The sequence below is a fragment of the Niabella sp. genome (assembly GCF_030150205.1).
Taxonomy (GTDB): domain Bacteria; phylum Bacteroidota; class Bacteroidia; order Chitinophagales; family Chitinophagaceae; genus Niabella.
In genome coordinates this window covers 1-24,785 of record NZ_JASLGT010000027.1, presented here as the reverse complement: position 1 = coordinate 24,785, position 24,785 = coordinate 1, and the positions used below count along the sequence as shown (strand labels likewise).

The 24,785-nt window shown below is 46.9% G+C and carries 14 protein-coding genes and 1 tRNA gene; 11 read left to right on the top strand and 4 right to left on the bottom strand.

Annotation, left to right across the window (positions count from 1 at the left end):
• Positions 1 to 40: 40 nt before the first annotated feature.
• Positions 41 to 1,414: a sulfatase-like hydrolase/transferase gene (locus tag Q1V85_RS20225; protein ID WP_300602409.1), complete on the top strand. Its 1,374-nt coding sequence runs from the start codon at positions 41 to 43 to the stop codon at positions 1,412 to 1,414.
• Between the two features lie 55 nt (positions 1,415 to 1,469).
• Positions 1,470 to 4,145: a DUF4962 domain-containing protein gene (locus tag Q1V85_RS20220; RefSeq protein ID WP_300602407.1), complete on the top strand. Its 2,676-nt coding sequence runs from the start codon at positions 1,470 to 1,472 to the stop codon at positions 4,143 to 4,145.
• A 74-nt stretch (positions 4,146 to 4,219) separates the two neighbouring features.
• Here Q1V85_RS20220 and Q1V85_RS20215 read toward each other — a convergent pair whose 3' ends face one another.
• Together Q1V85_RS20215 and Q1V85_RS20210 are read right to left on the bottom strand one after the other, a co-directional pair.
• A complete protein-coding gene (locus tag Q1V85_RS20215; protein WP_300602405.1) occupies positions 4,220 to 5,155 on the bottom strand; it encodes an ROK family protein in 936 nt (311 codons plus the stop codon).
• Positions 5,156 to 5,377: 222 nt separating this feature from the next.
• Complete coding sequence (locus Q1V85_RS20210) at positions 5,378 to 9,433, bottom strand: two-component regulator propeller domain-containing protein (RefSeq protein ID WP_300602403.1); 4,056 nt, start codon at positions 9,431 to 9,433, stop codon at positions 5,378 to 5,380.
• Positions 9,434 to 9,850: 417 nt separating this feature from the next.
• Between Q1V85_RS20210 and Q1V85_RS20205 the strand changes: the two genes are divergently transcribed.
• Positions 9,851 to 10,009 carry a hypothetical protein gene (locus tag Q1V85_RS20205; protein ID WP_300602401.1) on the top strand — a complete coding sequence of 53 codons (159 nt, stop codon included), beginning with the start codon at positions 9,851 to 9,853 and terminating at the stop codon, positions 10,007 to 10,009.
• 159 nt (positions 10,010 to 10,168) lie between these two features.
• Here Q1V85_RS20205 and Q1V85_RS20200 read toward each other — a convergent pair.
• A tRNA-Ile gene (locus Q1V85_RS20200) sits at positions 10,169 to 10,245 on the bottom strand.
• A gap of 215 nt (positions 10,246 to 10,460) precedes the next feature.
• Here Q1V85_RS20200 and Q1V85_RS20195 point away from each other — a divergent pair.
• From Q1V85_RS20195 to Q1V85_RS20165, 7 genes are all read left to right on the top strand, one after another.
• Positions 10,461 to 11,210: a hypothetical protein gene (locus tag Q1V85_RS20195; protein WP_300602400.1), complete on the top strand. Its 750-nt coding sequence runs from the start codon at positions 10,461 to 10,463 to the stop codon at positions 11,208 to 11,210.
• A gap of 209 nt (positions 11,211 to 11,419) precedes the next feature.
• Positions 11,420 to 13,369, top strand: coding sequence for a heparinase II/III family protein (locus Q1V85_RS20190; protein ID WP_300602398.1), 1,950 nt, complete (start codon positions 11,420 to 11,422; stop codon positions 13,367 to 13,369).
• Between the two features lie 356 nt (positions 13,370 to 13,725).
• Positions 13,726 to 14,304: a sigma-70 family RNA polymerase sigma factor gene (locus Q1V85_RS20185; protein WP_300602396.1), complete on the top strand. Its 579-nt coding sequence runs from the start codon at positions 13,726 to 13,728 to the stop codon at positions 14,302 to 14,304.
• 46 nt (positions 14,305 to 14,350) lie between these two features.
• Positions 14,351 to 15,382, top strand: coding sequence for a FecR domain-containing protein (locus tag Q1V85_RS20180; protein ID WP_300602394.1), 1,032 nt, complete (start codon positions 14,351 to 14,353; stop codon positions 15,380 to 15,382).
• 219 nt (positions 15,383 to 15,601) lie between these two features.
• Positions 15,602 to 19,018, top strand: a complete 3,417-nt coding sequence (locus Q1V85_RS20175) for a SusC/RagA family TonB-linked outer membrane protein (protein ID WP_300602392.1) — start codon at positions 15,602 to 15,604, stop codon at positions 19,016 to 19,018.
• 62 nt (positions 19,019 to 19,080) lie between these two features.
• Entirely contained in the window at positions 19,081 to 20,892 is a 1,812-nt protein-coding gene (locus Q1V85_RS20170) for a RagB/SusD family nutrient uptake outer membrane protein (RefSeq protein ID WP_300602390.1), read from the top strand.
• A gap of 144 nt (positions 20,893 to 21,036) precedes the next feature.
• The gene (locus Q1V85_RS20165) at positions 21,037 to 22,563 is read left to right on the top strand and encodes an alpha-L-fucosidase (protein ID WP_300602388.1); all 1,527 of its coding nucleotides are present in this window, start codon (positions 21,037 to 21,039) and stop codon (positions 22,561 to 22,563) included.
• A 256-nt stretch (positions 22,564 to 22,819) separates the two neighbouring features.
• Here Q1V85_RS20165 and Q1V85_RS20160 read toward each other — a convergent pair whose 3' ends face one another.
• Positions 22,820 to 23,317 (bottom strand): hypothetical protein, encoded by a 498-nt coding sequence (locus Q1V85_RS20160; RefSeq protein ID WP_300602386.1) that lies wholly within the window; start codon positions 23,315 to 23,317, stop codon positions 22,820 to 22,822.
• An 87-nt stretch (positions 23,318 to 23,404) separates the two neighbouring features.
• On the opposite strand from Q1V85_RS20160, the gene Q1V85_RS20155 reads away from it, so the two are divergent.
• Positions 23,405 to 24,055, top strand: a complete 651-nt coding sequence (locus Q1V85_RS20155) for a hypothetical protein (protein ID WP_300602383.1) — start codon at positions 23,405 to 23,407, stop codon at positions 24,053 to 24,055.
• Positions 24,056 to 24,785: the final 730 nt, after the last annotated feature.

Below are 24,785 nucleotides of genomic sequence, written 5' to 3'. Positions count from 1 at the left end.
GATCCGGGCTTTTGAACGTTAAACAATGTAACATTTGATTATGTATAAACAACTATTACTCGTAGCGCTCGTTCTTTATCAATGTATGGCTTTTGGCCAGCAGGCAGATCGTCCCAATATCCTCATCATTATGACGGATCAGCAAACGGCAGATGCCATGAGCAGTGCAGGTAATAAGGATCTGCATACCCCGGGTATGGACCGGCTGGCTGCCAATGGGGTACGGTTTACAAGAGCCTACTGCGCACAGCCTTTATGCACGCCTTCCCGCAGTGCTATCTTTAGCGGGAAAATGCCCTTCGAGACCGGCTTTATTGGAAACGCACCGGAAAAGGACGGGCAATGGCCGGATAGTTTGCTAATGATGGGTGCGATCTTTAAAAACGGTGGATATAAAACCGGCTATGTAGGAAAATGGCATTTGCCCCTGCCTGCAGAGAAGGTCAGTCAGCATGGTTTTGATTTTATTGAGAATACAAAATTCCAGGATTACAATGATGCCGCTACTCCCGCTTATTGTGCGCGGTTTATAAAAGAAAACAAGGATAACCCTTTTTTGCTTGTAGCCTCTTTTTTAAATCCCCATGATATTTGTGAATGGGCCCGGGGCGATGCTTTAAAAATGGATGTACTGACGGAAGCTCCGCCCCCTGACCAATGTCCGAAACTGCCCGCCAACTGGGCTATACCGGCCAATGAGCCCAGGATCGTACGGGACCAGCAATCGTCTAATATCCGCACCTATCCGTCTGTGAACTGGACGGGCGATCAATGGCGGCAATACCGCTGGGCTTATAACCGGCTGGTGGAAAAAGTAGATCAGTACATTGAAATGGTATTGGCTTCATTGAAAAAATATGGCGTTGAGAAAAATACCATTATCCTGTTTACAGCCGATCACGGCGATGGGTATGCCGCACATTCCTGGAACCAGAAACAGATCCTGTATGAAGAATCGGCCCGGGTTCCTTTTATTCTTTCAAAACTGGGAAGCTGGAGGCCTCGTACGGATGCATCCCTTGTATGCAATGGCACGGATATCATTCCAACGATCTGCGGACTTACGGGGGTGCCGGCGCCGGCTTACCTGAAGGGGGCGGATATCAGCAAACGGCTAAACAATCCGGCTGCAGTACTCCGGGATACCCTGGTGATTGAAACGGATTTTGCCGATAACGAAACGTTGCTGGGCATCAGCGGACGCGCGGTGATCACAAAGGACTTCAAATATATCGTCTATAACAAAGGACAGATCCGGGAGCAGTTATTTAACCTTGGCAAAGATCCGGGCGAAATGGATAACCTGGCCGTAAAACCGGCATACAAAAAGCAATTGCAGCAGATGAGCCATTACCTAAAGGCGTGGTGTAAGAAAAATGGGGATCCGTTTGGAAAGGAGCAGTCTGGCTTATAAACCAGACAGGTTTGGATAGCGTAGCTGTTTCATTGATGTACCGGTAAATTTCAAAATGATGAAAAAAAACTTCCTGGTCATTTTTCTCCTTGCCTTTATTTCGACCTGGTCCCAGGAACCTGCCATTATCAAATTAAACGCAGAAAAATTGCATGCCCGTGTGCGTGAATGGCCTTACCCCGTTAACGGCATTACGGTACCTGCCAATGCACCTGCATTGATGTGGCCGGCAACCAATGGGGTAAAAATGGTATTGCCTATGGAAAGCGGAAGCATTGTGCCCAACGACCCTAACATCGGCAACGTGCGTTACCAGGTAATGCTGGCGATGGACAAGCATTTTACAACAAATCTTATTAAAAGCGAGGTGCAGGCATGGGCCGTATATCCGTTGCACCAGGCGTTAAAACCGGGGCGTTGGTATTGGAAATATGGCTACACGCTCAAAGGCATCCATAAATGGACCTGGTCACCGGTGTACGATTTTGTGATCGATGCAACGTATGCGCATCAAAAAGTTTCTCCCTCTATAAGCCAGGTATTGCAACGCAACGAAGGCCCTCATCCGCATCTCTGGAACCTTTCTGCAACCAGGGACCTATTGTATAAAAACAACCTGGATAATCCGGAGGCCACGAAAATGATTGCTTTTGCTGAAAAATTAATGAACGAGCCGCTGCCCGGAGAGCGTCCGGTACGCCAGATTGATACCGCCGGTAAGCAGGGCAGGGAATTGGATGGCCTGATGGACCGGATGTATCATGGCTTTGGCGATATGGTGGGCAACCCGGTGCGCAATCTTTGCATCGCCTACTACTTAACAAAAGACAGGCGGTTTATGGATGATGCAAAACGCCGGGCAATGAACCTGGTCCGCATGGACCCGGAACGAAACTGGGCTACGCGAAGCGATTTCAATAACGGTGCCGTACTGGAAGCCCTGGGATGGTTTTATGATCTGGGTTATGATTTCATCAGCCAAGATGAAAAAGAATGGTTTAAAAAGGTAATGGTAAAGCGGGCAAAGCGGATCTATGAGCACCTGCCCAACCGGTTCGAAGTGCATGTATGCGATAATCATGTATGGCAAATCACCTTACGCAATCTTGCAATCGGAACGGTAGCATTACTGGGAGAAGTGCCCGAGGCCCGGGAATGGTTTACCTATATGTACGAAGTTTGGTCGGCCCGCTTTCCTGTATTGGGTACCACCGATGGCGGCTGGCGGGAAGGCAACGGTTACTTCTCCGTAAATTTCCGTTCCATCATCTACCTCTCCCAGTTATTTGGCGATTTTTCAGGCATGGATTATTTCCAACTGCCATGGATGCAAAACATACCCTATTATCTTTTATACTCCTTTCCGCCTTCAGGTACATCAACGGCCTATGGCGACCAGTGGGAGGATCTGCGCAATGGTATCGACAAGGGATATGCGTTGTTTGCAGAAGCGCTTACCTATAAACTGGACAATCCATATCTTAACCGGTATGTACAACAAATAAAAGATGCGCACCCGGATTTTTTTAAAGGCACGGATGACTACCTGTTTTTCCGTTTACTGAACTACAAACCCGGCCGAATGCTGCAATCAGGCTCATTGGAGGGACTGCCTCGCTCCCGGTCGTTTAACGATGTTGGCCTGGCGGCGATGACCGATGGCTTTGCCAAAGCAGGTGGAAATATATTCAGTTACCTGATCAGCAACCCGTTTGGCGCATCGGGGCACGGACATGCCGGCCAAAACGCAATTACTATTAATTATAAGGGAAAAACGGTTCTGGGAGCAACCGGCTATTACAGCCAGTTTAGCGACCGGCATAATTTACTGGACTATCGCAATACAAGAGCCTATTGTACAATCCTCGCAGACAGTATGAGCCAGCGTATCGGAGAGGAGGGATACGGGTGGCTGCCGCGTTCTATCAGCGGTAACAGGATCCAGTATGCACTGGGCGATGCATCCAATGCCTATGGCGATATCAAAAGTGAGTTTTGGCTAAACCGGTTCGATCAGTTGCATCTTAAGCCCGATGCGTCAAACGGATTCGGCGATCGCGGGGTTACCCTGTACCGCAGGCATATGCTGCAACTGGAAGGAGGATATATTGTATTGTATGACGAGCTGGAAGCGAAAAAGCCGGTAAAATGGACCACCCAGTTTCATGCACCCTTTTACACCATCGTGGCAGACAAGACGGATGATACCAACCAGCAGAACTTTGAAGTGAAAACCGATCTGGGAAATGTAACGGCCAGCGTGTTTGCCGCCACCCCTTTGCAAATGGTGGTGCACGATCAGTTTGCAGAGCCCGCCATCAACTGGATGAAATTAACAGACGGAAATAAATTACGGGAATATACCAACCAGTGGCATGTAGGCATTACATCGCTTCCGGAACAGCGGTTCCGGTTCTTAACCATTATCAGGATCAAAGAGGGCAGCGCTGAAGTGATGAAAACGGTCAGCAATGTTCAAGGCCTGGTGCAGGTACAGGCAGGTGGCTGGAACATAAATGCACAGCTGAACGGAGCCCGGCCGGCAGCTTTGCAGGTGAGCGATGGCGATGCATTTTTTAATTACGGAAATTTGCCGTTGAACTTTTCCGGTAAAAAAATCAAGCCTCAATTGCAGGGCAGTTCTATATTGCTGGAAAAACAGGGCAGCAAGATGACCCGGCAGGAAGTAGTGGATGAAACACCCGATGTGCTGAAATATGACCGTGAATAAATCAACGATCCGGGCCTGTTCTGCAGGAAGTACGCTTGCTGAATAGTGGCGTATAATGAGCCGGAATAAAACGATCAGGGCTGTTCATTCGACTGCAACAGCATCGGTGTAGAAAAAACCCGGCTGGCGCAGCCCAATAAACAGGCGTCATTTCCCATTTGAGAATGAACGATCATAGAATGGCTGAAGGTATCCGGCATCGCCCGTTCTGCCACCCGCCGGCTGATCTCCTGTACATAAAAACTGTCGGCATCGGAAACTCCTCCGCCAATGATAAGTTTTTGCGGGCTGAAAATATTGATCAGGCTGGTAATACCAATGGCCATATAATGCAGGTGCTGCTCCATTACTTCTACGGCTGCAGCTTCGCCGGATAGATAGTGCCGGCTGATCATTTTCCCATTTAGATCCGAAGGTGCTTTTCCGGTAAGCGATGCGTAATCCCGGATCAGGGCTTTTATAGAAGCATAGGCCTCAAAACAACCGCGGCTGCCACAAGAGCAGATCGGGCCCTCAAAGTTGAGAATGATATGCCCAAATTCCATTCCCTTATTCCGGTAACCACCATATAGTTTGTTATTGATCACCGCACTGCCTCCGATGCCGGCACCAACCGTCAGGAACACCGCATCCGAGCAGTTTTTCCCCGATCCGAATTGCATCTCGCCCCAGGCCATCATATTGGCATCGTTGTCTACCACCACGTTCAGGCCGGTGGATGCCGCAATCAGCGCGCCCAGGTCTACATGATGAAAACCCGGCAGGTTATCGGCACCTCCCAGGATGACGTTGTTCTCTACAATTCCGGGAAAGCCCACGCCCACCCCCAGGATCTGGCCTTCGGCAACGCCGGCACATTTACGCACTGCCGCATTGATGAGCGCAATGATCTCGCCTTCCGTCAGCACGTCCCTCGACGGCATTTTAAACGAATAAAGGATCTCCCCTTTCAGGGTGATAAGACCGCATCTTACATAGGTGCTACCCACATCAATGGCAATTGCATACATCTTTGTCAGCTTTTGTGTTTAATGAATACAGGAGAACATTTGATCGCCCATCTTACCTCAAAGTAATGCCACATCACAGACAAGCCATTTCAAAAATGGATTTATTTCTTTAGAAATGGGTGATTTTTTTACTCCAAAAAGCGGGGCGTGCTTTATCACGGCGCGTTAACTTCCTGATCATTTGTTTTTTACAGTTCATAAAAACGGCATCGCCCTTTTTCACTACGAATCGGCATGTTTATTTGCTACATATTCTGTGGGCAAACAACCATAATATTGTTTAAACGACGTTGAAAAATAGGAAAGGGAACTAAAGCCAGACATATAGGCAACCTCCGTAACGGAATACTCCTTGCTTTCTAAAAGTGCCGCCGCCTTTTTGAACTTGATGCGTTTGATAAAATCGGTGGTTGACTCGCCCGTTATGGCTTTTAACTTCAGGTACAGGCTGGAGCGGCTCATGCCGATATTGCGGCTGAATTTCAGCACGGAGAATTCCGGATCGCTGAGGCTTTCTTCAACGATCCCGATGGCCTTACGCAGGAAGTCTTCATCAAGCGTATTGAATGCAATGTTTTCGGGAACAATTTCCGTTGCAGCGGAATAGTACTCTTTCAACCGCCTCCTGGACCGGATGATGTTTTGCACTTTGGCCTCCAGCACCGGAAGCGAAAACGGTTTGGTCACATAGTCGTCGGCCCCTGCCTCCAGTCCCTTTACCTGGTTGGAGGGCTCACTTTTGGCTGTTAGCAGGATCACCGGGATATGACAGGTAATGATGTTTTGCTTGATCTTTTTACAAAACTGGATGCCATCTGTTTCCGGCATCATCACATCACAGATGATAATATCCGGGGCCTGCTCTTCTACCCGTTGTAAGGCCTCCTGTCCGTTATAAGCCTTTACAATGGTAAACTGGTTTTCAAAATAGCCGGCCAGGTAATCCACAATTTGTTCGTTATCGTCCACGATCAGCAATTGCTGTTCATGCTTCACCGGTTCGTCGGGTGCATCTTCTTTATGCTCCTGGTCCTGTGCGGCAGCGGTAAGATTATCCAGCAACAGCGTATAATGATTATCGGTACTGAATTCTTCCGTCTGGTACTGGTCACGGCTAACCGGCAGCTGAACCGTAAATACCGTTCCCTTTGCGGGCACGCTTTCTATGGAAATAGTGCCATGGTGTAATTCAACCAGGCTCTTTGCAAACGCCAGGCCCACGCCGGAGCCCCAATTGGCATCGGAATGATTCACCTGGTAAAACCGCTCAAAGACCCGCTCGTGGTCGGTAGATGCAATGCCTACACCGGTATCGCTTACGGTAATAATCATTTGCCCGTTCCGGTGCTCAAAGTTTAGCTCCACCGTATCACCCGGATGGGTATATTTAAAAGCGTTTGACAGCAGGTTATTGCATATTTTTTCAACAGCATCCCTGTCGAAATAACAGGAAAACTCCGACCGGTTGGCTTTAAAATAATATTTAATATTTTTTTGAAGAGAGAGTTCCAGGAAGGATGCGTAGATGTTCCGCATAAAGGAAACAATATCGCCCTCTGTGAGCTCCAGCTTTTTCAACCCGTTTTCTGTTTTCCGGAAGTCCATCAGCTGATCCACCAGCTGGTAGAGCCGTCGCGCATTCTCCAGCATGCGCTCATGATATTTCCGCAGCTTTTTTTCCGGAACGGATTTGTTCAGCATTTCTTCCAGCGGCGCAATAATCAGGGTAAGCGGTGTTTTAAATTCATGAGAAATATTGGTGAAAAAATCCATTTTCATCTGGCTCAGGTATTCCGCTTTTTCCCGGTCGCTCCGTTCTTTTTTCAAAGCGGTTTTGGCCTTTATGCGCTCTTTGATGACGCGGTATGCGATATAGCCGATGCTCGCCAGTACAGCAATAAGGAACAGGTAAAAACCATTGCTCCGCCACCAGGGAGGCAGCACCTGGATGTGCAGGGCGCGAATGGGACTTTTTTCGCCAACAGGCCCCGTTGCCTGTACCTCAAGCGTATAATTCCCCGGCTTCAGGTTGGTATAAACGGCTTTTGGAATATTTTCACATACCAGCCAGTCATTGTCAAAACCCTTTAGCCGGTAATGATATTGAATGCTGCCGGGGGCGATATAATTGAAGGTGCTGAAGTAAACCGTAAACTGTTTGTATTCGTGCGACAGGCGCAGGTTGTTGGTTTCGCTGATGGAGTGATCCAATACGTTGTAGCTGCTTCCGGGGGCCACATGCGTATTAAAAATATCCAGGCCCGTAAAGGTAACGCGCAGGTCAAAAGGCTTTAGCTGGATCGCCGGTGGGTAAAAATAAATAAGCCCGTTCAATCCTCCGAAAAGGACCAGTCCGTCGCTGGCTTTGCAAAATGCCGGAAGGCTGAGTTGCATATTGCCCATGCCCGTTTGATTATTGAAGAGCTGGATCTTATTGAACGTGTCATAAAGTTTGATCAGGCCCCTGCTGGTAGAGATCCAGATCCCGTTCTGATCATCCGGCTGAATGCCGAAGATGGCACCTTCGATGGCATTGTTGGTGCCCGTGTATGGGATGAATCGCTGTTGCCGCTCGTCAAAAAGATTCAATCCATCCCGGGTACCCACCCAGATCCGGCCCTGCTGATCTTCTGCAATACAGTTTACCAGCTCGTTGGAAAGGGTGGTGCCGGCAAATACGTCGAGGTGGCTGAGATCGGGGCTAAGGGCATTCATGCCATTGATGGTACCGATCCAGATCCTTCCTTTCCGGTCCTGCAGCAAAGAGGTGATGCCTTCGGAGCTCAGTTGCTTGCCGGATGGATCCCGGTCGAAGTGGATAAACCGCTGTTGTTCCTTATCGAAACGGCTAAGTCCCGAACGGGTGCCCACCCAGATGCGGTCCTGCTGATCCCGGAGCAGTGCATGCACCATATCACTGTTAACGGAAAAGGGATTGGACGGATCATACGTGTATTTCTTTACAGCGCCCGTTCTCTTGTTCACCAGGTTCATACCGGCATTAAAGGTGCCGATCAATGCATCGCCCTCCCGGTCAAATGCAATGGCCTTAATATTGTTGGAACTGATGGTATTGGTATTGGTTTCCGAATGCGACAGGTAGCTAAGCTGGTTGGTTTTCCGGTTCCAGATATTAATACCTTTATCATTGGTGCCGATCCAGATGTGCTGCTCCGGACCTTCTTTGATCACATTTACCACCTGGTCGTTCAGCAATACACTGCCGGTTGTCTGACTCAGGATATTAAAGCGGATATCGTCTTTGTGATAATAATTCAGTCCGCCAAAAAAAGTGCCCAGCCACATGCCGTTCTGCCGGTCTTTAAAAATGCAGCGTACAGAATTCTGACTAAGGGTTAAATGCCGGTTGGACTGGTGCTCAAAATTGCTGAAGGTTGCGGTATGGGTATCCAGGATAGACAGGCCTCTGAAGGTGCCTACCCACAGGTTCCCGGCCTGATCCCATGCAAGGCTCCGGATATCATTATCGATCAGGCTGTTTGCGGTTTGCGGTTGGTGCACATATTTAATGACATGGTCGTTCTTCAGATCCAGGCAAAACAACCCGCTGTTTTCGGAACCCATCCAAAGGAACTGGCCCTGTCGCAATAATGCGTTAATGCGGGCACTGACCTGTGCCGGTTGCCGGGCTTTTGCAGTTTTTGTGGCAGGATCCAGGTCGTATACACCTTTGTCGGTGGCCAGGAACAAATGATTGTCGATAAAAAGGATTTGCTGAATGGTGCTGATGGGCGCACCGCTTATTTTATAGGGAAAAGATACAAACCGGTTGCTGGCCGTATCCAGGTAATAGAGCTCGCCCGAGTTAGCAGCAAACCATAACCGGTTGTTTTGATCAGCTGCGATGCCGGAAATAAACCATTCTCCCGGCTTTACCGGCAACGGGTAATTATCGAACCGCTCTTTTTTATAATTATAACGGCTTACGCCTTTGTTGCCACCGATCCACAACATACCCTTCCGGTCGGTATATAAACTCCTGATATAACTTGAAAAAATACTGCTGCTGTCTTTTTTATTGGGACGGAATACCGTAAACGTCTTTCCGTCGTACCGGTTCAGTCCGTCCTGTGTACCCACCCAGATAAATCCCTGATGATCCTGTTGCACCGCAAACACGGTACTTTGCGACAATCCCTGGTCCACAGAAATCGTTCTGAAATACCTGTTTTCGGCAATAGTTGTTAGGGGTTGTCCTGAGGTGAAGTGGTATATCTGTAAGCAATAGAATAGTATCCAAAAACCCTTTCCTTTCATTGCCTGCAATTTAATAAAAATAGCGCTTGGGCCCCTGTCCGGAGATCCTGAATGCGTCAGAGTTTTAAGAAAGCGCCTTTTTTTAACATATACCTACCATTCCGCGCCGCCGGGTGGGCACCAGGTAAGCATTCATGAATGGTATATTTACAGCAAATGATTAGATCTGGCCCGTCCGACGGTACAGCGGCCCTTCGCCTTCAATTTGTTTCACTCAGGGCGACAGTGGCGTATATTATCAGCAGCACGTCCGCTTTGAAAGAAGGGTCAACATAACAATAGAGGCTTTGGCCAATCCGGGCGTATGAAAAATATTTAGAGTTACGTGATGATGACATGATACAGTTGGAGCTGAAATATGTAGATTTTCCAGCCTGCTGCTAGGCCTTGGTTCGCCCAATTTTCTTATATAGAAAAATGGCACAGTCTGTCTATCAAATCAAAAATTATGATGCGTATAATCAGGAAGAGTTGTCTAAATTATTTAAAGAAGCTTCCAGTTACAATAGCTTGATGGATCATTGGAGTGATATCCCGGGAATGGCTAAGAATGGTAGATTAATGGAAATATTTTAAACAGAGCAATGAAAAGTTGATGCATCGCGTAGAATGGAAAATTGGTGAAATGTTTGGAAGATGTTCTAAATAAGGCATAGTCAAATGTTGTCCCTATGTTTACCCCAATAAAAAAAGGCTCACACAACTGATTGAATTTCAATTATGTGAGCCTTAATGTGGTGGTCCCACCTGGGCTCGAACCAGGGACCCTCTGATTATGAGTCAGATGCTCTAACCGGCTGAGCTATAGGACCAATGCTGTTAACAGCAATAATATTTCAAAAGAACCGATGAATCTAAATCAACCCTGTACGGAACCGGCTTCCTTCAGGGGGGGCGAAATTAAACAAAATAATCATTCCACAAGCAGAAAATCCTGTTTTCAAAGAGAAAAGTTTTCCAAGAACAAGGGGTTATTAACCTAATTTTAACCCAAAGAGAAGCTATATTTGCGCAACTTAAAATATTTATGAAGAAAATAGTTCTATTCCTGGCTGTCAGCTTTTTATTGGGAGGGGCACTATACGCCCAGGTTGATACATCTGTAGCAGCAGCTGTTATGGCTGCCAATCCACCAAAACCCAAAAAGAAAAAATATGATCTTTCCAAACGGGCAAATGATCACTTTTTGCTTCAGCTGGGATATACCAATTGGACAAATCTGCCGGATAGCATTAAAACAGGAAACCTGCCGCGGAGCATCAATGCTTATTTCATGCTCGACTTTCCGTTTAAAAGCAATCAGCAGTTAAGCGCCGCCATTGGGTTGGGTATCGGTTCCGATCATATGACCCTGGATAAGAACCTGAACTTTGTAAACGTAAGAGGCACCGGTGCAAAGCTTCCCTTTAATGATACGGCCCGTTTCGACGTAAAGAAAACAAAACTTTCCACCGCCTACCTGGAAGCTCCTATTGAGCTGCGTTTTGTATCCGATCCGGAGCATAGCGACCGGAGTTTTAAAGTGGCGCTGGGGGTGAAACTGGGAACCATGATCAAAGCGGCCACCCGGTCGAAAGTGATTCAGTCCAGTGGCGACTACCTGCTGAAAGAATCGAGCAAACGTTATTTTAATACAACAAGAGTCGTGGGTACCGCCCGCATTGGTGTTGGCCATTTTACCCTGTTTGGAACCTACCAGTTTACCAAATTGCTGAAGGATGGCGCAGGGCCGGAGATAAAGCCCTTCACCGTTGGTTTAAGCTTTGGTGGGCTCTAATGCTGGTTTATGACTTTTTTGAAGGCGGATCCGTTGGGTCCGCTTTTTTATTGCACCAATGGCTGATTTTATTATCTTTCGGCACCGGCGCGGTTGCTGGAGCGATGGCCTTTATCTTTCTAAAGAACGGTTACGGAAGAAACGAATAGAACAGGTATGAATGACCGCTGCCTGGGCAAGCATCGATGCGGGATCATCAAAACAGGTATATGAAAAGAATGTTCAAATTTTTATCGCAAGGATGCATGCATACCCTGCTGCTTTTATTAATGCTGATGCCGGGTATCACTTTTGCATATGTGAAAAGAGACCTGCTGCAAAAACAGGGCAATGTGCAACAGGTAAAAACGATGTTATTACCCCGTGAGCAATGGATCCCGTATCCGGCCTATAAAGACCGTGCGGGCTGGGACCAGCTTACCGGTGGATATAAAAATGCCTTTATTGAAAAAGGCAATGCGGCGCTTAACTACCTGTGGAAAGTGGTAAAGGCCACGGATTACCTGGAGTATACCCGCAGTGGGTCCCGGGTAATTATGGAAGCGCCCTTCAATGAAAACATAGCGGCTGTTGTAAACCTGTTTACAGCAGAACTGGCGGAAGGAAAAGGCCGGTACCTCAATCAGCTGGCCAATGGGGTCTTTGCTGCCTGTGAAATGACTTCCTGGGCATTATCAGCACATCTGAGCCTGCAATCGAGTAAAGTAGGATTTCCAGACCACCGGGAGCAGGTCATTGACCTGATGGCCGGAGATGTGGGCTCCCTGTTTGCCTGGATCTATTATTATTTTCATGACGACTTCCGGAAAATAAATCCGCTGCTGGAAATGCGGTTAAAAAAAGAACTGGAAGACCGCATTATAGAGCCGTATATGAAGCGGGATGATTTTTGGTGGATGGCCCTCCGGTACAAATCCGGCGACCTGGTGAATAACTGGAACCCCTGGTGCAATTCCAATGTCTTGCAGACATTTGCGCTTATTGAAGATGACCCCGAAAAGCTGGCCCGCGCCGTTTACCGGACGATGATGTCTGTAGACCAGTTTATCAACTATACCAATGAAGACGGCGCTTGTGAAGAAGGCCCTTCTTACTGGGGACATGCTGCCGGTAAATTATACGATTATCTTCAGCTACTGCATGATATCACCGGAGGAAAGATCTCTCTGTTTGGAGAGCCCATTATTAAAAATATGGGAACTTATATCTCCCGCGCCTATGTGGGAAATGGCTGGGTGGTAAATTTTGCCGACGCTTCGGCAAAACTCTATCCGGATGCACCATTGGTTTACCGCTATGGTAAGGCGGTGAACAGCACAGAGATGATGCAGCTGGCTGCTCTTATCCGGAGCAGCGGCAAAGAGGGGCAGGTGCCGTCGCAGGGAAGGGATGCCTACCGGTTGTTTCAAACGCTGCGCTTTGATAAAGAGCTGGCCGCATGTACAGCCGCGCATAATACGCCGGCCGTTACCTGGTATCCGCAAACGGAGGTTTGTTTTATGAAGCAGGGCACGCTTTTCTTTGCCGGTAAAGGCGGCCACAATAATGAAAGTCATAACCACAATGATGTAGGCTCTTTCAATTTATATATGAACGATGCCCCGTTTTTTATTGACGCCGGCGTGGGAACCTATACCCGCCAAACCTTCGGACCGGGCCGTTATGCTATCTGGACCATGCAAAGTGGCTATCACAACGTGCCGGTCATCAATGGATATGAGCAGCGAAATGGTGCTGCCTACAAAGCCAGGAACGCGCAATTTCAGGAGGCCGGCAAAACCTTTTCGCTGGATATCGGCAAGGCGTACCCGGATAGTGCCGGGATAACAAAGTGGTTGCGAAGCTACCGGCTGAACAATGGCACACTGGAAATAAAAGACGCGTTTTCAATTGCTGACCCCAAAAAAGAAAACCAGGTCCATTTCCTTTGTTATGGTACCGTAAAAAATAACGCACCCGGAAAGATCCTGGTTGAACAGGATGGCGGCAAAGCCGAACTTACGTATAACAGCCGGGATTTTGAAGCTGCGATCGAAGCCATTCCCCAGGAAGATGCCCGCTTGCAGGCTGTTTGGGGAAAACAAATTCATCGCGTTATACTGGTAGCCCGCAAGTTGCAGCGGTCTGGAATTTATGTGTTCCAGATCCGGAAGTTGTAGCTTTCGTTGATCCGGAACAGGCCGATGGGATATAAAAAGAGACAAATTTGGGAAAAAAGAGACAAATGAATACGATTCTTTCATTTATTTTAAAGAGATTGTCTAGGAAATAAAGCAAGGATCTGCAGGCACAGGAAGACGTTGGTTGAGCAAGAAAATGTGGGTCCAATGATTTTCCAGAGTGTTAAAAGCTCCTGCTGCCTGGGGAAAGGAAGCGCTTTAAAAAGAGGCTTCAAAAAGTATTACCTGCGCTGATAGGTAAGCCAAGCTTTGGGATGGCTGGTTTATGTGTTTATTGAACTCCCGTTATATTTAATTCTTAACATTGATTATCTTCATATTGTTTTGGTGTTGCAATGGATGTTCAGATAAAAGACAGGACGGCGTTATTATATCTGCAGAACCGGGTGGCGTATGCGCGTGACCAGGGAGCGTACAAAGAACTGTACCTGTATTTTTACCCATCAATGTATCGTCTGGCCCTGGTCATCGCGGGAGAAGAAACCATGGCTGAGGAAGTGGTATCCGATGTGATGATCCGTATCTGGACGATGGAATACCGGCTGGCTTATGTAGAACATCTGAAAACCTATCTGCTGACTGCGGTACGCAACACAGCGCTTACGCATCTTAAAAAGAAAGGACCGCAAATCCCAATCCCTGAAGAAGCCTGGGACCGGGAAGCGGCCGCTGCCGATATCCCGGATCAACGGCTGATGACTGCAGAGCTTTCTGAACTGATAGAACGGACGGTGCGCGCATTGCCGCAAAAATGCCAGGAAGTGTACCGCCTTATCAAAGAGGAAGGACTTTCCTATAAAGAAGTGGGAACCATTCTGCAACTATCCCAAAATACACTGGAAACGCATATGTGTACGGCCCTGAAAAAACTGAGAGCCGCCCTGAGTGCCTATCTTTTGAAAAAAAAATCATGATCAGGGTCACGGTAGCCCTATTTTTTTGAGTCTAATAGTATAGACAATGGACAAAAAACTGGAACATAAGTTTTACAGGTTGTTTGCGTTGAAGTTGTCGGGGGAAGCTACTGCCCAGGAATTGGAGCAGTTGGAAACTTTGCTGACGGCGAATCCCGAACTGCGTTTCTTTTGTGATGAACTGATAAAGCCGGTGATAGCAGATGAAGCATACGGGGACCGGGCAGAACAATCGTTTGCTGCACATGCGGTAGATATGCATTTGAAGGGACTGTGGCAGGAAAAGGAGCAAACGCAGGCAGTACCTGGTAAACGGGGCTACTGGAGACGTGCCGCCGTATACATTGCAGCGGCCTGTGTGGTATTGCTTATTGTTTCTTTGACAATGCTATTTAACCGGAAACCGCCGGCGCATATGGCCGGCAATGAAACGGCAACAACGAAAGGGTCGAAATCAAAGGTGAAATTGCCGGATGGAACGGTGGTTATGCTAAATGCGAACAGCCGGTTAAGCTATGATGAAATGTTCAAAGGCAGTACAAGGGAAGTAACGTTGACCGGTGAAGCTTTTTTTGATGTAACGCATGATGCCGCTCACCCGTTCATCATTCATACCCATGCGGGCGATATTAAAGTGCTGGGTACCGCATTCAATGTAAAGGCATTGGATAACGGTTTTTTTGAAACTACGCTGATCCGCGGTAAAGTAGCGATTCGCTTAAAGGAGCATGAAGACGAAGAGATCTTACTGCGTCCGGGGCAAAAACTGGTGACGCGTGCAAAAGAAAAAAAGACCGAACTCCTGAAAATTGTTCCGCTGACCATTAAAGACAGCGTGGTGGCGGAAACCTCCTGGATGAAGAACCAGTTGTTTTTTGATGACCGGCCTCTGGCAGAGATTGCCGAAGAATTGGAACAGCATTTTGGGGTGAAAATTATTTTTCAGTCGGATAAGGCCCGGCAATTCCGGTACACCGGTTCATATAACGATACGGACCTGGATCAGATCCTGGAATTGTTGAAACTATCGCGGCCCTTCCGGTTTCACCGGGATAAAGATGTAATTATCATAGAATAGCGCTTGCAATTGTAAAAACTTAAAATAGAATAATATGATGAAATCAGATTAAACTGCTTTAAAAAGAAAAGGAGAATGCGAGCACATTCTCCCTAAGTAATCGTCCGTTAAAGCGCCAACCTTAACGGAATTGTTTAATTAACTCAAAACAAATATATGCAAAATTGTACTTGCCAGGGGCGAGGTGTCAGACCGCGCCTAAGGGATTTTTTTATCATTATGAAGTTATCCGTAGTATTTCTTTCACTCGCTTTGCAGGCCTCAGCAACAAATTACGGGCAAAATACCATCAACCTGAAGGAAGAAAATATATCGCTTACGGAGGTGTTTAAAAAAATTGAAAAAAAATCCCCGTACCGGTTCTATTTCAGTAATGATGTGCTGCCCAAAAAATACTTTACATCCATTTATGCTGAAAATGCCAGCCTGAGCGATGTGATGACGAAAATACTTGCAGGTGCCAATTTGGCCTGGAAAGAGCTGCCGGGTAATAAAGTAGTGGTAGCTGCGGGTGATCCGTTATCTGACGAAAACGTAATCATCAAACGGATCGTTACCGGTGTGGTAAAAGATAATAAAGGGATGCCGCTGGAGAATGTATCGGTAATGGTGAAGGGCTCCGGAACGGGTATTAGCACTTCAGAAAATGGCCGTTTCTCCATCAATGCCAACAAAGGAGATGTGCTGGTATTTTCAAGTGTGGGATTCCAGACAAAGGAAGTAACGGTTGGCGACCTGGAGGCGCTTGAAGTAACCCTGCTTTCTGTTGATAATTCTTTAAGCGAGGTCATTATTGTAGGATATGGAACCCAGAAAAAAGGCGACGTGTCGGCCGCCATTACACAGGTTTCCGGGAAAGTGTTGGAGAACAGGCCCATTACGAACCTGGGTGCAGGGCTGCAGGGGCTGATTCCCAATCTGCAGATCACCCCACAAGGCGGCGCTCCCGGACAGGGATCCAATTTCAATATCAGGGGCTTTACTTCAACCTCTAATTCCGGACCATTGATCCTTGTAGACGGGGTGGTGCAGGACCCTAACCTGGTAAACCCCGCTGACGTGGCCAGTGTTACCGTTTTAAAAGACGGAGCTTCTGCTGCGGTATACGGTGCAAGAGCTGCTTATGGCGTTATTTTAATCACTACAAAAACCGGAAGGAAAGATCAGTCACCCTCTATTAATCTGTCCAGCTCTTACGCAGTGAACGATATTACCGTAAATCCCAAATACGTAAACTCGCTTACTTATATCAATTACATGGATTCGGCAAGCGTAAATGCTGGTGGCGGGTTGTATTTTTCACAGCGTATCCGGGACGGGGTAACGGCTTACTTTAATGATCCTGCCCATAACCCTTATGTATTGTATGATCCGTCTATTGATAAAACAGGGTATTATACCTATGTAGGTAATACAGACTGGACGTCTGCATTGTATAAAAGTGGCAGTATTCTGAACAATAACGTGTCTTTAACAGGCGGCTCAAAAAACACCACGTACTATATGTCTTATGGCAATATGCGGCAGAATGGTTTCCTGTCTTCCTATAACGACTATTATCAGCGGCATAATATTAACCTGAACGTTGTTTCGGATGTTACGCCCTGGTTAAAGCTATCCGGTAAAATACGGTACACGTATTCGTTCGAAGATCATCCCTCTGGTGGTACCGGCGGTAATTCCGGGCTTACCGCAACCGGTGGTTCGCTCAAAGGTGATTTGAGACCATTGATGCCGGTAAGGCATCCGGATGGCAATTTTGCAGGACAGGGAAGTTTTACGAATCCTTTTGCGGTAGGTGCATTGGGTGGTCATAGTCAAACGAAGAAAAATGATCTGTGGGCAACAGCCGCAGCAACCATCACACCGGTAAAAGACCTTAAGCTGGATATCGATTATTCATTCAATCCATATTCGTCCAATACTGAATTTACATCGCAGCTGTTTAGGGAATATCATGCAGATGGTACCTATAATATCTATCCCTGGACCAATCCGAACCTGGTAAACCTGAACAATAATAATGATTATTATCACGCGCTGAATATATATGGCAATTATACCAGGCACCTGGGTTTTCACAATCTCAGCTTAATGGCCGGGTATAATGAAGAAGTGAAGTTGCTGAAGTTCTATTCTGCTCAGCGAACCAATCTGATCGATAATAACCTTCCGGTACTTAACCAGGCAACAGGCACCATGACGGTTAATGAGCAATTGCGCAGCTGGGCGGTGCAGGGCTATTTTGGCAGGTTGAATTACGACTATGATAACCGGTATTATTTAAGTTTGATAGGCCGGTACGATGGTACCAGTATTTTTGCTCCCGGTCATCGCTATGTTTTCAATCCCTCTATCTCCGGTGCCTGGCGGATCAGCAATGAAAAGTTCTGGAAAAATAATGCGGGTCTTTCCAATCTTTTTAACGAGTTTAAGTTGAAGGGGTCTTATGGAAAAATGGGTAACCAGGCACTGGATCCCGCCAAATACGGATACTTCCCCTATATTTCCAATTATGCCACGAATACCGCTTATCCCTATATATTGGGAAACACCACTACACTCCCCGTGGCGGTTGCACCGGGCAATTTGGTAAATCCTGATTTTACCTGGGAAAATGTAAGTCAGTGGAACGTTGGAACGGAACTGGAATTACTGCAGCACCGGCTGGGCCTGTCATATGATTATTACACCAGGTACACAACAGGCATGTTTGTTACAGGGCTTGCCTTACCCGGTGTTTTAGGCGCCACACCTCCCACCCGTAATGCGGCTGATCTAAAAACCAGGGGTTGGGAATTTTCGGCGAACTGGCATGATGATATCGGCAAAAACGTTTCATACAGAGTTGGCGTAGTCTTGTCAAATTCGGACGCTTATATTACCAAGTTCGACAACAATCCTACAAAATTGATCGATAATCCTTATTATGTAGGATATCGCATAGGACAAATTTGGGGCTTAAAAGCCGACGGGTTGTTTCAATCAGATGCCGAGGCTGCCGCTTATCCTATTGATCAATCACAACTATATGGAGGTGCATGGCACGCGGGTGATGTAAGGTACCTCGATCTGGATGGAGATAATAAAATAACACGCGGAAAAAACACCGCCGATTCAAGCGGAGATCTGCGTATTATTGGCAACACCAGTCCCCGGTATCAATACGGCGTTACAGGTGGTTTCTCATGGAAAGGATTAGACCTGGATATTTTTGTACAGGGCGTAGCTAAAAGGGACTTTATGCCGGATGGCCGTTATTATGGTATCGGCAGTCAATGGGATGTGCCCATGGAAGCCGCCTTAAATTACTGGTCATACCAGAACCCGGGAGGGTTCCTGCCACGGCCTTACATTGATGGTACGCATGGAAACCGGGGTGGCTTGGGATATGGAACAGACCGTTATATGCAAAGTGCTGCTTACCTGCGCCTGAAGCAAATAACGCTCGGTTATAATATTGTGCAACCCTGGTTGGAGCGCGTAAGAATTGGAAGTATAAAGGTTTATGTAACCGGGCAAAATGTGCTTACCATTACCAAACTTTCCAAGTTGTATGATCCGGAGAATCTCAATCTGTTGGGATATCCGATCACCAAATCATGGGCGGTGGGGCTAAACATTGCATTGAAGTAGATTCCCGGTCGTTAGCCGATTTTTAACCCATCCTTTTAACGGATCAATAAAATTTCAAACTGATGAAACAACGATATTTATTATATATTCTTGCATGCCTGGTGTTTGCCACGTCTTGTAAAAAAGTGTTGGACAGAACGCCGCAGGATGCAATTACCGATCTTAATTTCTGGAGCAGCATCGACAACCTTAAGCTCTATTGTAATAATTTTTATGGTTCGCTTTATGTGCCCGGTGCAACAGCCGATAATCAAAGTGATAACAGTGTACCTAATACAGTTAATACCTGGCTGTATGGAGATGCCGTAGTTCCTGCATCCGGTGGTGGATGGGGATATTCCAACTGGAGCAATATCCGGAATGCCAATTATTTTTTAGCCCGGTACCAGCAGGTAGTTGACGACCCTGCCCTGATTAACCGGTATGTGGGGGAAATAAAATTCTTCCGGGCTAATGAATATTTTAATAAAGTAAAAAGTTTTGGTGATGTGCCCTGGATCAACAAAGATCTGAACATTAACGACAGCGCCTTCCTGTACAAACCCCGGACGCCGCGCCAAACAGTGATCGACAGCGTCATTGCCGATCTGAATGCTGCCGTAGCCTATCTGCCCCTGCCTGCAAATGCGGAACTGGGACGGCTGCATAAATATGCCGCGTTGCAACTCCTGGCAAGGGTAAACCTGTACCAGGGAACCTGGATGAAGTACCGGAATGTAAGTGGCTGGCAAACCTATCTTACAAACGCTGCTACTGCTGCCAAGCAGATTATGGACAATGGCGGCTATTCCATTCCCCGGCCAACCGCTTTGTATTATTTTAAAAATGGCGACCTGGTAGATGCAAAAACCAATACTTATGCCACCAAAGATTATCCCCTTTATTACAAGGAACAGTTTATTACCGAAGACCTTACACCGAACAAGGAATGCGTTATGCCAAAAATATATGTAGTGAATGTCTTGACCAGCGGCTTGTCAAGAACGGTAGGTGAGGCGAATGTGGGCGTGAGTAAAGATCTGATTGAAGATTTTTTGTGTGATGATGGTTTGCCCATCGCACTTAGTCCGCGATATAAAGGTGATGACTCTGCCGCAATAGAGTTTCAAAACAGGGACCCCCGTTTGCGGAATATGATCGATAACCGGTTCCTGCCAAACAACCTGAACAACACTACGCTTGTATCCAATTACTTGTCCCCGGTTGCCAGTGGTACGCCTACCGGGTACCTGGCGTCTAAATTCAAAAGCCCGATCCCCAAGCAAAATGAGGCCAACCAAACCACCTATGACATGTTTGTATTTCGATATGCGGAGGTGCTGCTGACCTATGCGGAAGCGCTGGCAGAGCTGGGTAATATCACGCAAACAGATCTGGATAATTCCATTAACCTGTTGCGGGCCCGGTTAGACGAACCATCACTGCCCGGGGGTAAAATGGCTCGCCTGACGTTGAATCCTGCTGCAGATCCAAATGCCACGACCATTGCCGGTAAATCCAGGTATGGCTATGCGGTGTCCCCGCTTATTTATGAAATAAGGCGTGAGCGCAGAATTGAGCTGGCTTTTGAAGGCTTCAGATGGGATGATATTGTAAGATGGAATGCCGGTAAATTAGTTGAGAACCCTAAAACCGTTTATGGAATTGTAGCCAGTGCGGATGTACGGAGCCAATATAATGCCTATTACGGGTCTAATATATTTACCGGTGTAAATCTTGCTACGATCACGGACTGGGATGGAAAAAACAAGCAGGTTATATCGCCTTATACCAGGGCGATGCGTACCTGGAACGACAAGTTGTATCTAAATCCCATCCCGCAGGACCAAATCAACCTGGGAAAAGGCTCCATTGTTCAAAATCCCGGTTGGTGAGCATAGATGGCGTAATATTGCAGGCATGGCACCCTGCAATTCGATCAACGATTGAAATAGGCAGATTAAATTCCATTTAACATTCCGGATACACTGTGTGGCGTCCCTGCACGGTGTATCTCTTAAAGAAAAAATCTTTGGGTTATGAGCAAACGGATTCTTTTTTTTATGGGGCTGATGCTGGTTTATGATGCGGGCATCGCTCAAAAGCAAAACTATGTACAGATCTTTCCCGGTGAATCAGAAAAACAGATTATTGAGAAAGCCGCGAATATTGTACCTACACCCCGGCAGCTGCGCTGGCAACAGCTGGAGCTGACCGCCTTTTTCCATTTTGGGATCAATACGTTTACCGGCAGGGAATGGGGCGATGGTAAAGAAGATCCGGCGATCTTTAATCCAACGGCGTTAAATGCGGAGCAATGGGTAAAGACCATGAAGGACGCAGGTTTTAAGCAGGTGATCATAACTGCCAAGCATCACGATGGGTTTTGTTTATGGCCTACTGCTACCACAATGCACTCGGTAAAAAGCAGTCCCTGGAAAAACGGAAAGGGCGATGTGGTAAAAGAAGTAGCAGCGGCCTGTAAAAAGCTCAATATGGGCTTTGGAGTGTACCTGTCTCCCTGGGACCGGAATGCACCGGTTTATGGTACCGATGCGTATAATGATTTTTTTGTACAGCAGCTGACCGAATTACTTACCGGCTATGGCAAAGTGGATGAGGTTTGGTTCGATGGCGCTAATGGTGAGGGACCGAATGGCAAAAAACAGGTATATGATTTTAACCGTTGGTACCAGCTGATACGGAAACTGCAACCCCAGGCAACCATTGCCATCATGGGGCCTGATGTGCGCTGGGTGGGTACAGAAACCGGCCGCGGACGCCGGATGGAATGGAGCGTGGTAACTACCAATAATCTTGATCAGAGCCAGGTGGCCGCCAACTCGCAACAGGGGCTGTTATTTAAACCCATCAGCGATTTGAGGGGTGATGATCTGGGAAGCCGCGAAAAAATTGTAACAGCCAAAGGGCTGGTCTGGTATCCGGCAGAAACGGATGTATCGATAAGGCCGGGTTGGTTTTATCATGAAGACCAGGATAAAAAAGTAAAAACACCGGAAGAACTTTTGAAGATCTATTTTACATCGGTGGGCATGAACAGTGTGTTGTTATTAAACGTGCCGCCCGATAAACGGGGACTGATCGCCGATGCCGATATACGCTCCCTGCAGGAGTGGACCCGGATACGCAACGGGCTTTTCAGTACAAATTATCTCAGGGGATCAACCATTCTTTGTAAAAATGGTACGCGCGCAAGCGCGCTGTTAGATGGGGACAATGCTACCTATTTTACCACAACCGGTACGGATACAGCCACCGCAATCATCTTCAAACTGAAAAAGCCGACAACATTTAATGTGCTTTCCCTGCAGGAAGATATCCGGGTGGGCCAGCGGGTAGAAAAATTCAGTGCCTGGTATAAGGAGGGTGGTCAGTGGAAGCCCTTTGCAAATGAAACAACCATCGGGTATAAACGATTGCTGCATTTTGACCCCATAACCGCCGCTGAAATAAAAATTGAAATAGAATCGTCGAGGTTAAACCCTGCAATAGCAGAGGCAGGGATCTATTTTTGTAAAGAATTAACCGGTACGGATAGCAAATAGAAAAGATTTAACAGGTGCCATTTAGATCCGTCTGCCGGAGATGGGATTTAAATGGCACTTTGTTTATCTGAAAAATGATCAGTTAAGCCGTTGCGTTTGTACGCAGCATAGGGAAATACTACAGGCGAAACGAAATAAAAGCCTGGGAAGCCTGCCCTTAACCGCATTATTCATGAATGGGGGCGGTGGCTGATATAACTGACTGGATATGAAAGAACGCTCCTATTGTTCAAAGGCCGGCCGGCATCTAGCGACATCAGATGCCGTGTTCTTCAAAATAAAGCAGCACATGGTCTTTCAGGAAGTTTTCCTGTTCTATGGGACTCATTACGGGCATTTGTTTCAGCTGCCGGAAATGCGGCCAGCCGTCCTGGTCTTTCCCTTCATACACATAATAACCACTGGGTGCCAGCAAGCTGCATATGGCCACATGCATCAGGTCCTGCTTTTGTTCTTTTGAGAATTTGGGCTTTATCTGCCCGAATTCCTGGATGCCGATCAGGAATAAAAGCGTTTCCATATCCGGTTTTTTCCCAAACCGTTCCACCAATTTTGCTTCCAGGTTCCACCAGCGCACCTGCAGATCATCACTCATTACCATACTGCAAAAATACAGGGTTATGAAATACCGGTGTACGCCCTTTTTATAAGGGGATGTAATGATAATACAGGAAAAGGTGGCCGGCGGTGCTGCAAAAGCTGTGCGGATCCCTTTCTTTGCAGTAAAATAGGGTATTCTATCAAAAAAAGGCATGCCTCTTTTTACGGTGAACAGCAACCCTTATCTTTGCAGCCCCAAAAGGATGGCTGCGGCCACCCTTCAAACAAAATAAGAATCAGCATGAAAGCGTATAATATTTTAATAAAGTACCGGTTACCGATCAGCATTATTTTAATCCTCGCGGGTATATATGTAAACTATGCAGGCAGTTTTTGGCCGGCGTTTCCCCTGTACCTGATCGGAGTCATTCTTTTATTTAGTCATTTTTTCTTTGGACCGCTGCGTTTGATCCAGGAATTTATGGAAACCGGGGACCTGGATGGTGCTGAAAAAGTATTGAATTCCATTCGCTTTCCAAACCTGCTGTACAAACCGATCCGCTCCGTATATTATACGCTGAAGGGAAATATTGCCATGAGCAAGCAGGATTTTGATAGTGCCGAAACCATGATGAAAAAAGGATTGGACCTGGGTATGCCCATGAAAGAGGCCGAAGGTGCCAGTTTATTGCAAATGGGGATGCTGGCCATGCAAAAAGGCAATACCCGCCAGGGCGAAAATTATATCCGCCAGGCCATCCGTAAAGGATTGCCGGATAAAGAGAACGAAGCCGCAGCCTATCTGCAGATGTGCAGCATTATGATGAATAAAAGAGAATTCCGGGCTGCAAAGGATTTCTTCCGCAAGGCCAAGGCCTGTAAACCTACCACACCGCAGATCGTAAGCCAGATCAAAGAAATCGAAAAGTATATTTCCCGGATGCCGGGATAGAGCTATCAGTGGTCAGCTATCAGAGGTCAGTTATCAGTTATCAGCAATCAGTTATCAGATGATTTCGTTTGGGCTCAGCAGATCTATATTCAATGCGGATCTTTAATAGCTTGATGATTTCCGAACAGGAGCAGCAATGGCTGAAAGCTGGCTACTACCCCGAACAGGAGAAGGTCCAACTGAAAACTAATAACTGAAGGCTGAAAACTTGTCTGGGCTATCAGAGGTCAGCAATCAGTTATCAGATGATTTCGTTTGGGCTAAGCAGATCTATATTCAATACGGATCTTTAATAGCTTGATGATTTCCGAACAGGAGCAGCAACGGCTGAAAGCTAAACGCTGATTGCTGAAAGCGGGCTACTACCCCGAACAGGAGAAGGTCCAACTGAAAACTAGTAACTGAATGCTGAAAACTTGTCTGGGCTATCAGAGGTCAGCTATCAGTTATCAGATAATTACGTCCGGATAAGCAGATCCATATTCATTGTTAATCCTCAATAGACTTATTATCTCCGAACAGGAGCAGCAACGGCTGAAAGCTAAACGCTGATTGCTGAAAGCGGGCTACTACCCCGAACAGGAGAAGTTCCAACTGAAAACTAATAACTGAATGCTGAAAACTTGTCTGGGCTATCAGAGGTCAGCTATCAGTTATCAGATGATTTCGTTTAGGATACACGTATCCATATTCAATGTTAATCCTCAATAGACTTATTATCTCTGAACAG

Excerpts from the sequence above, each read along its gene's own strand:
- Q1V85_RS20215 (WP_300602405.1), bottom strand. The coding sequence starts at position 5,155 with ATGTATGCAATTGCCATTGATGTGGGTAGCACCTATGTAAGATGCGGT.
- Q1V85_RS20165 (WP_300602388.1), top strand. The coding sequence starts at position 21,037 with ATGAGCAAACGGATTCTTTTTTTTATGGGGCTGATGCTGGTTTATGAT.
- Q1V85_RS20225 (WP_300602409.1), top strand. The coding sequence starts at position 41 with ATGTATAAACAACTATTACTCGTAGCGCTCGTTCTTTATCAATGTATG.
- Q1V85_RS20185 (WP_300602396.1), top strand. The coding sequence starts at position 13,726 with ATGGATGTTCAGATAAAAGACAGGACGGCGTTATTATATCTGCAGAAC.
- Q1V85_RS20155 (WP_300602383.1), top strand. The coding sequence starts at position 23,405 with ATGAAAGCGTATAATATTTTAATAAAGTACCGGTTACCGATCAGCATT.
- Q1V85_RS20210 (WP_300602403.1), bottom strand. The coding sequence starts at position 9,433 with ATGAAAGGAAAGGGTTTTTGGATACTATTCTATTGCTTACAGATATAC.
- Q1V85_RS20195 (WP_300602400.1), top strand. The coding sequence starts at position 10,461 with ATGAAGAAAATAGTTCTATTCCTGGCTGTCAGCTTTTTATTGGGAGGG.
- Q1V85_RS20220 (WP_300602407.1), top strand. The coding sequence starts at position 1,470 with ATGATGAAAAAAAACTTCCTGGTCATTTTTCTCCTTGCCTTTATTTCG.
- Q1V85_RS20180 (WP_300602394.1), top strand. The coding sequence starts at position 14,351 with ATGGACAAAAAACTGGAACATAAGTTTTACAGGTTGTTTGCGTTGAAG.
- Q1V85_RS20190 (WP_300602398.1), top strand. The coding sequence starts at position 11,420 with ATGAAAAGAATGTTCAAATTTTTATCGCAAGGATGCATGCATACCCTG.
- Q1V85_RS20175 (WP_300602392.1), top strand. The coding sequence starts at position 15,602 with ATGAAGTTATCCGTAGTATTTCTTTCACTCGCTTTGCAGGCCTCAGCA.
- Q1V85_RS20160 (WP_300602386.1), bottom strand. The coding sequence starts at position 23,317 with ATGCCTTTTTTTGATAGAATACCCTATTTTACTGCAAAGAAAGGGATC.
- Q1V85_RS20170 (WP_300602390.1), top strand. The coding sequence starts at position 19,081 with ATGAAACAACGATATTTATTATATATTCTTGCATGCCTGGTGTTTGCC.
- Q1V85_RS20205 (WP_300602401.1), top strand. The coding sequence starts at position 9,851 with ATGGCACAGTCTGTCTATCAAATCAAAAATTATGATGCGTATAATCAG.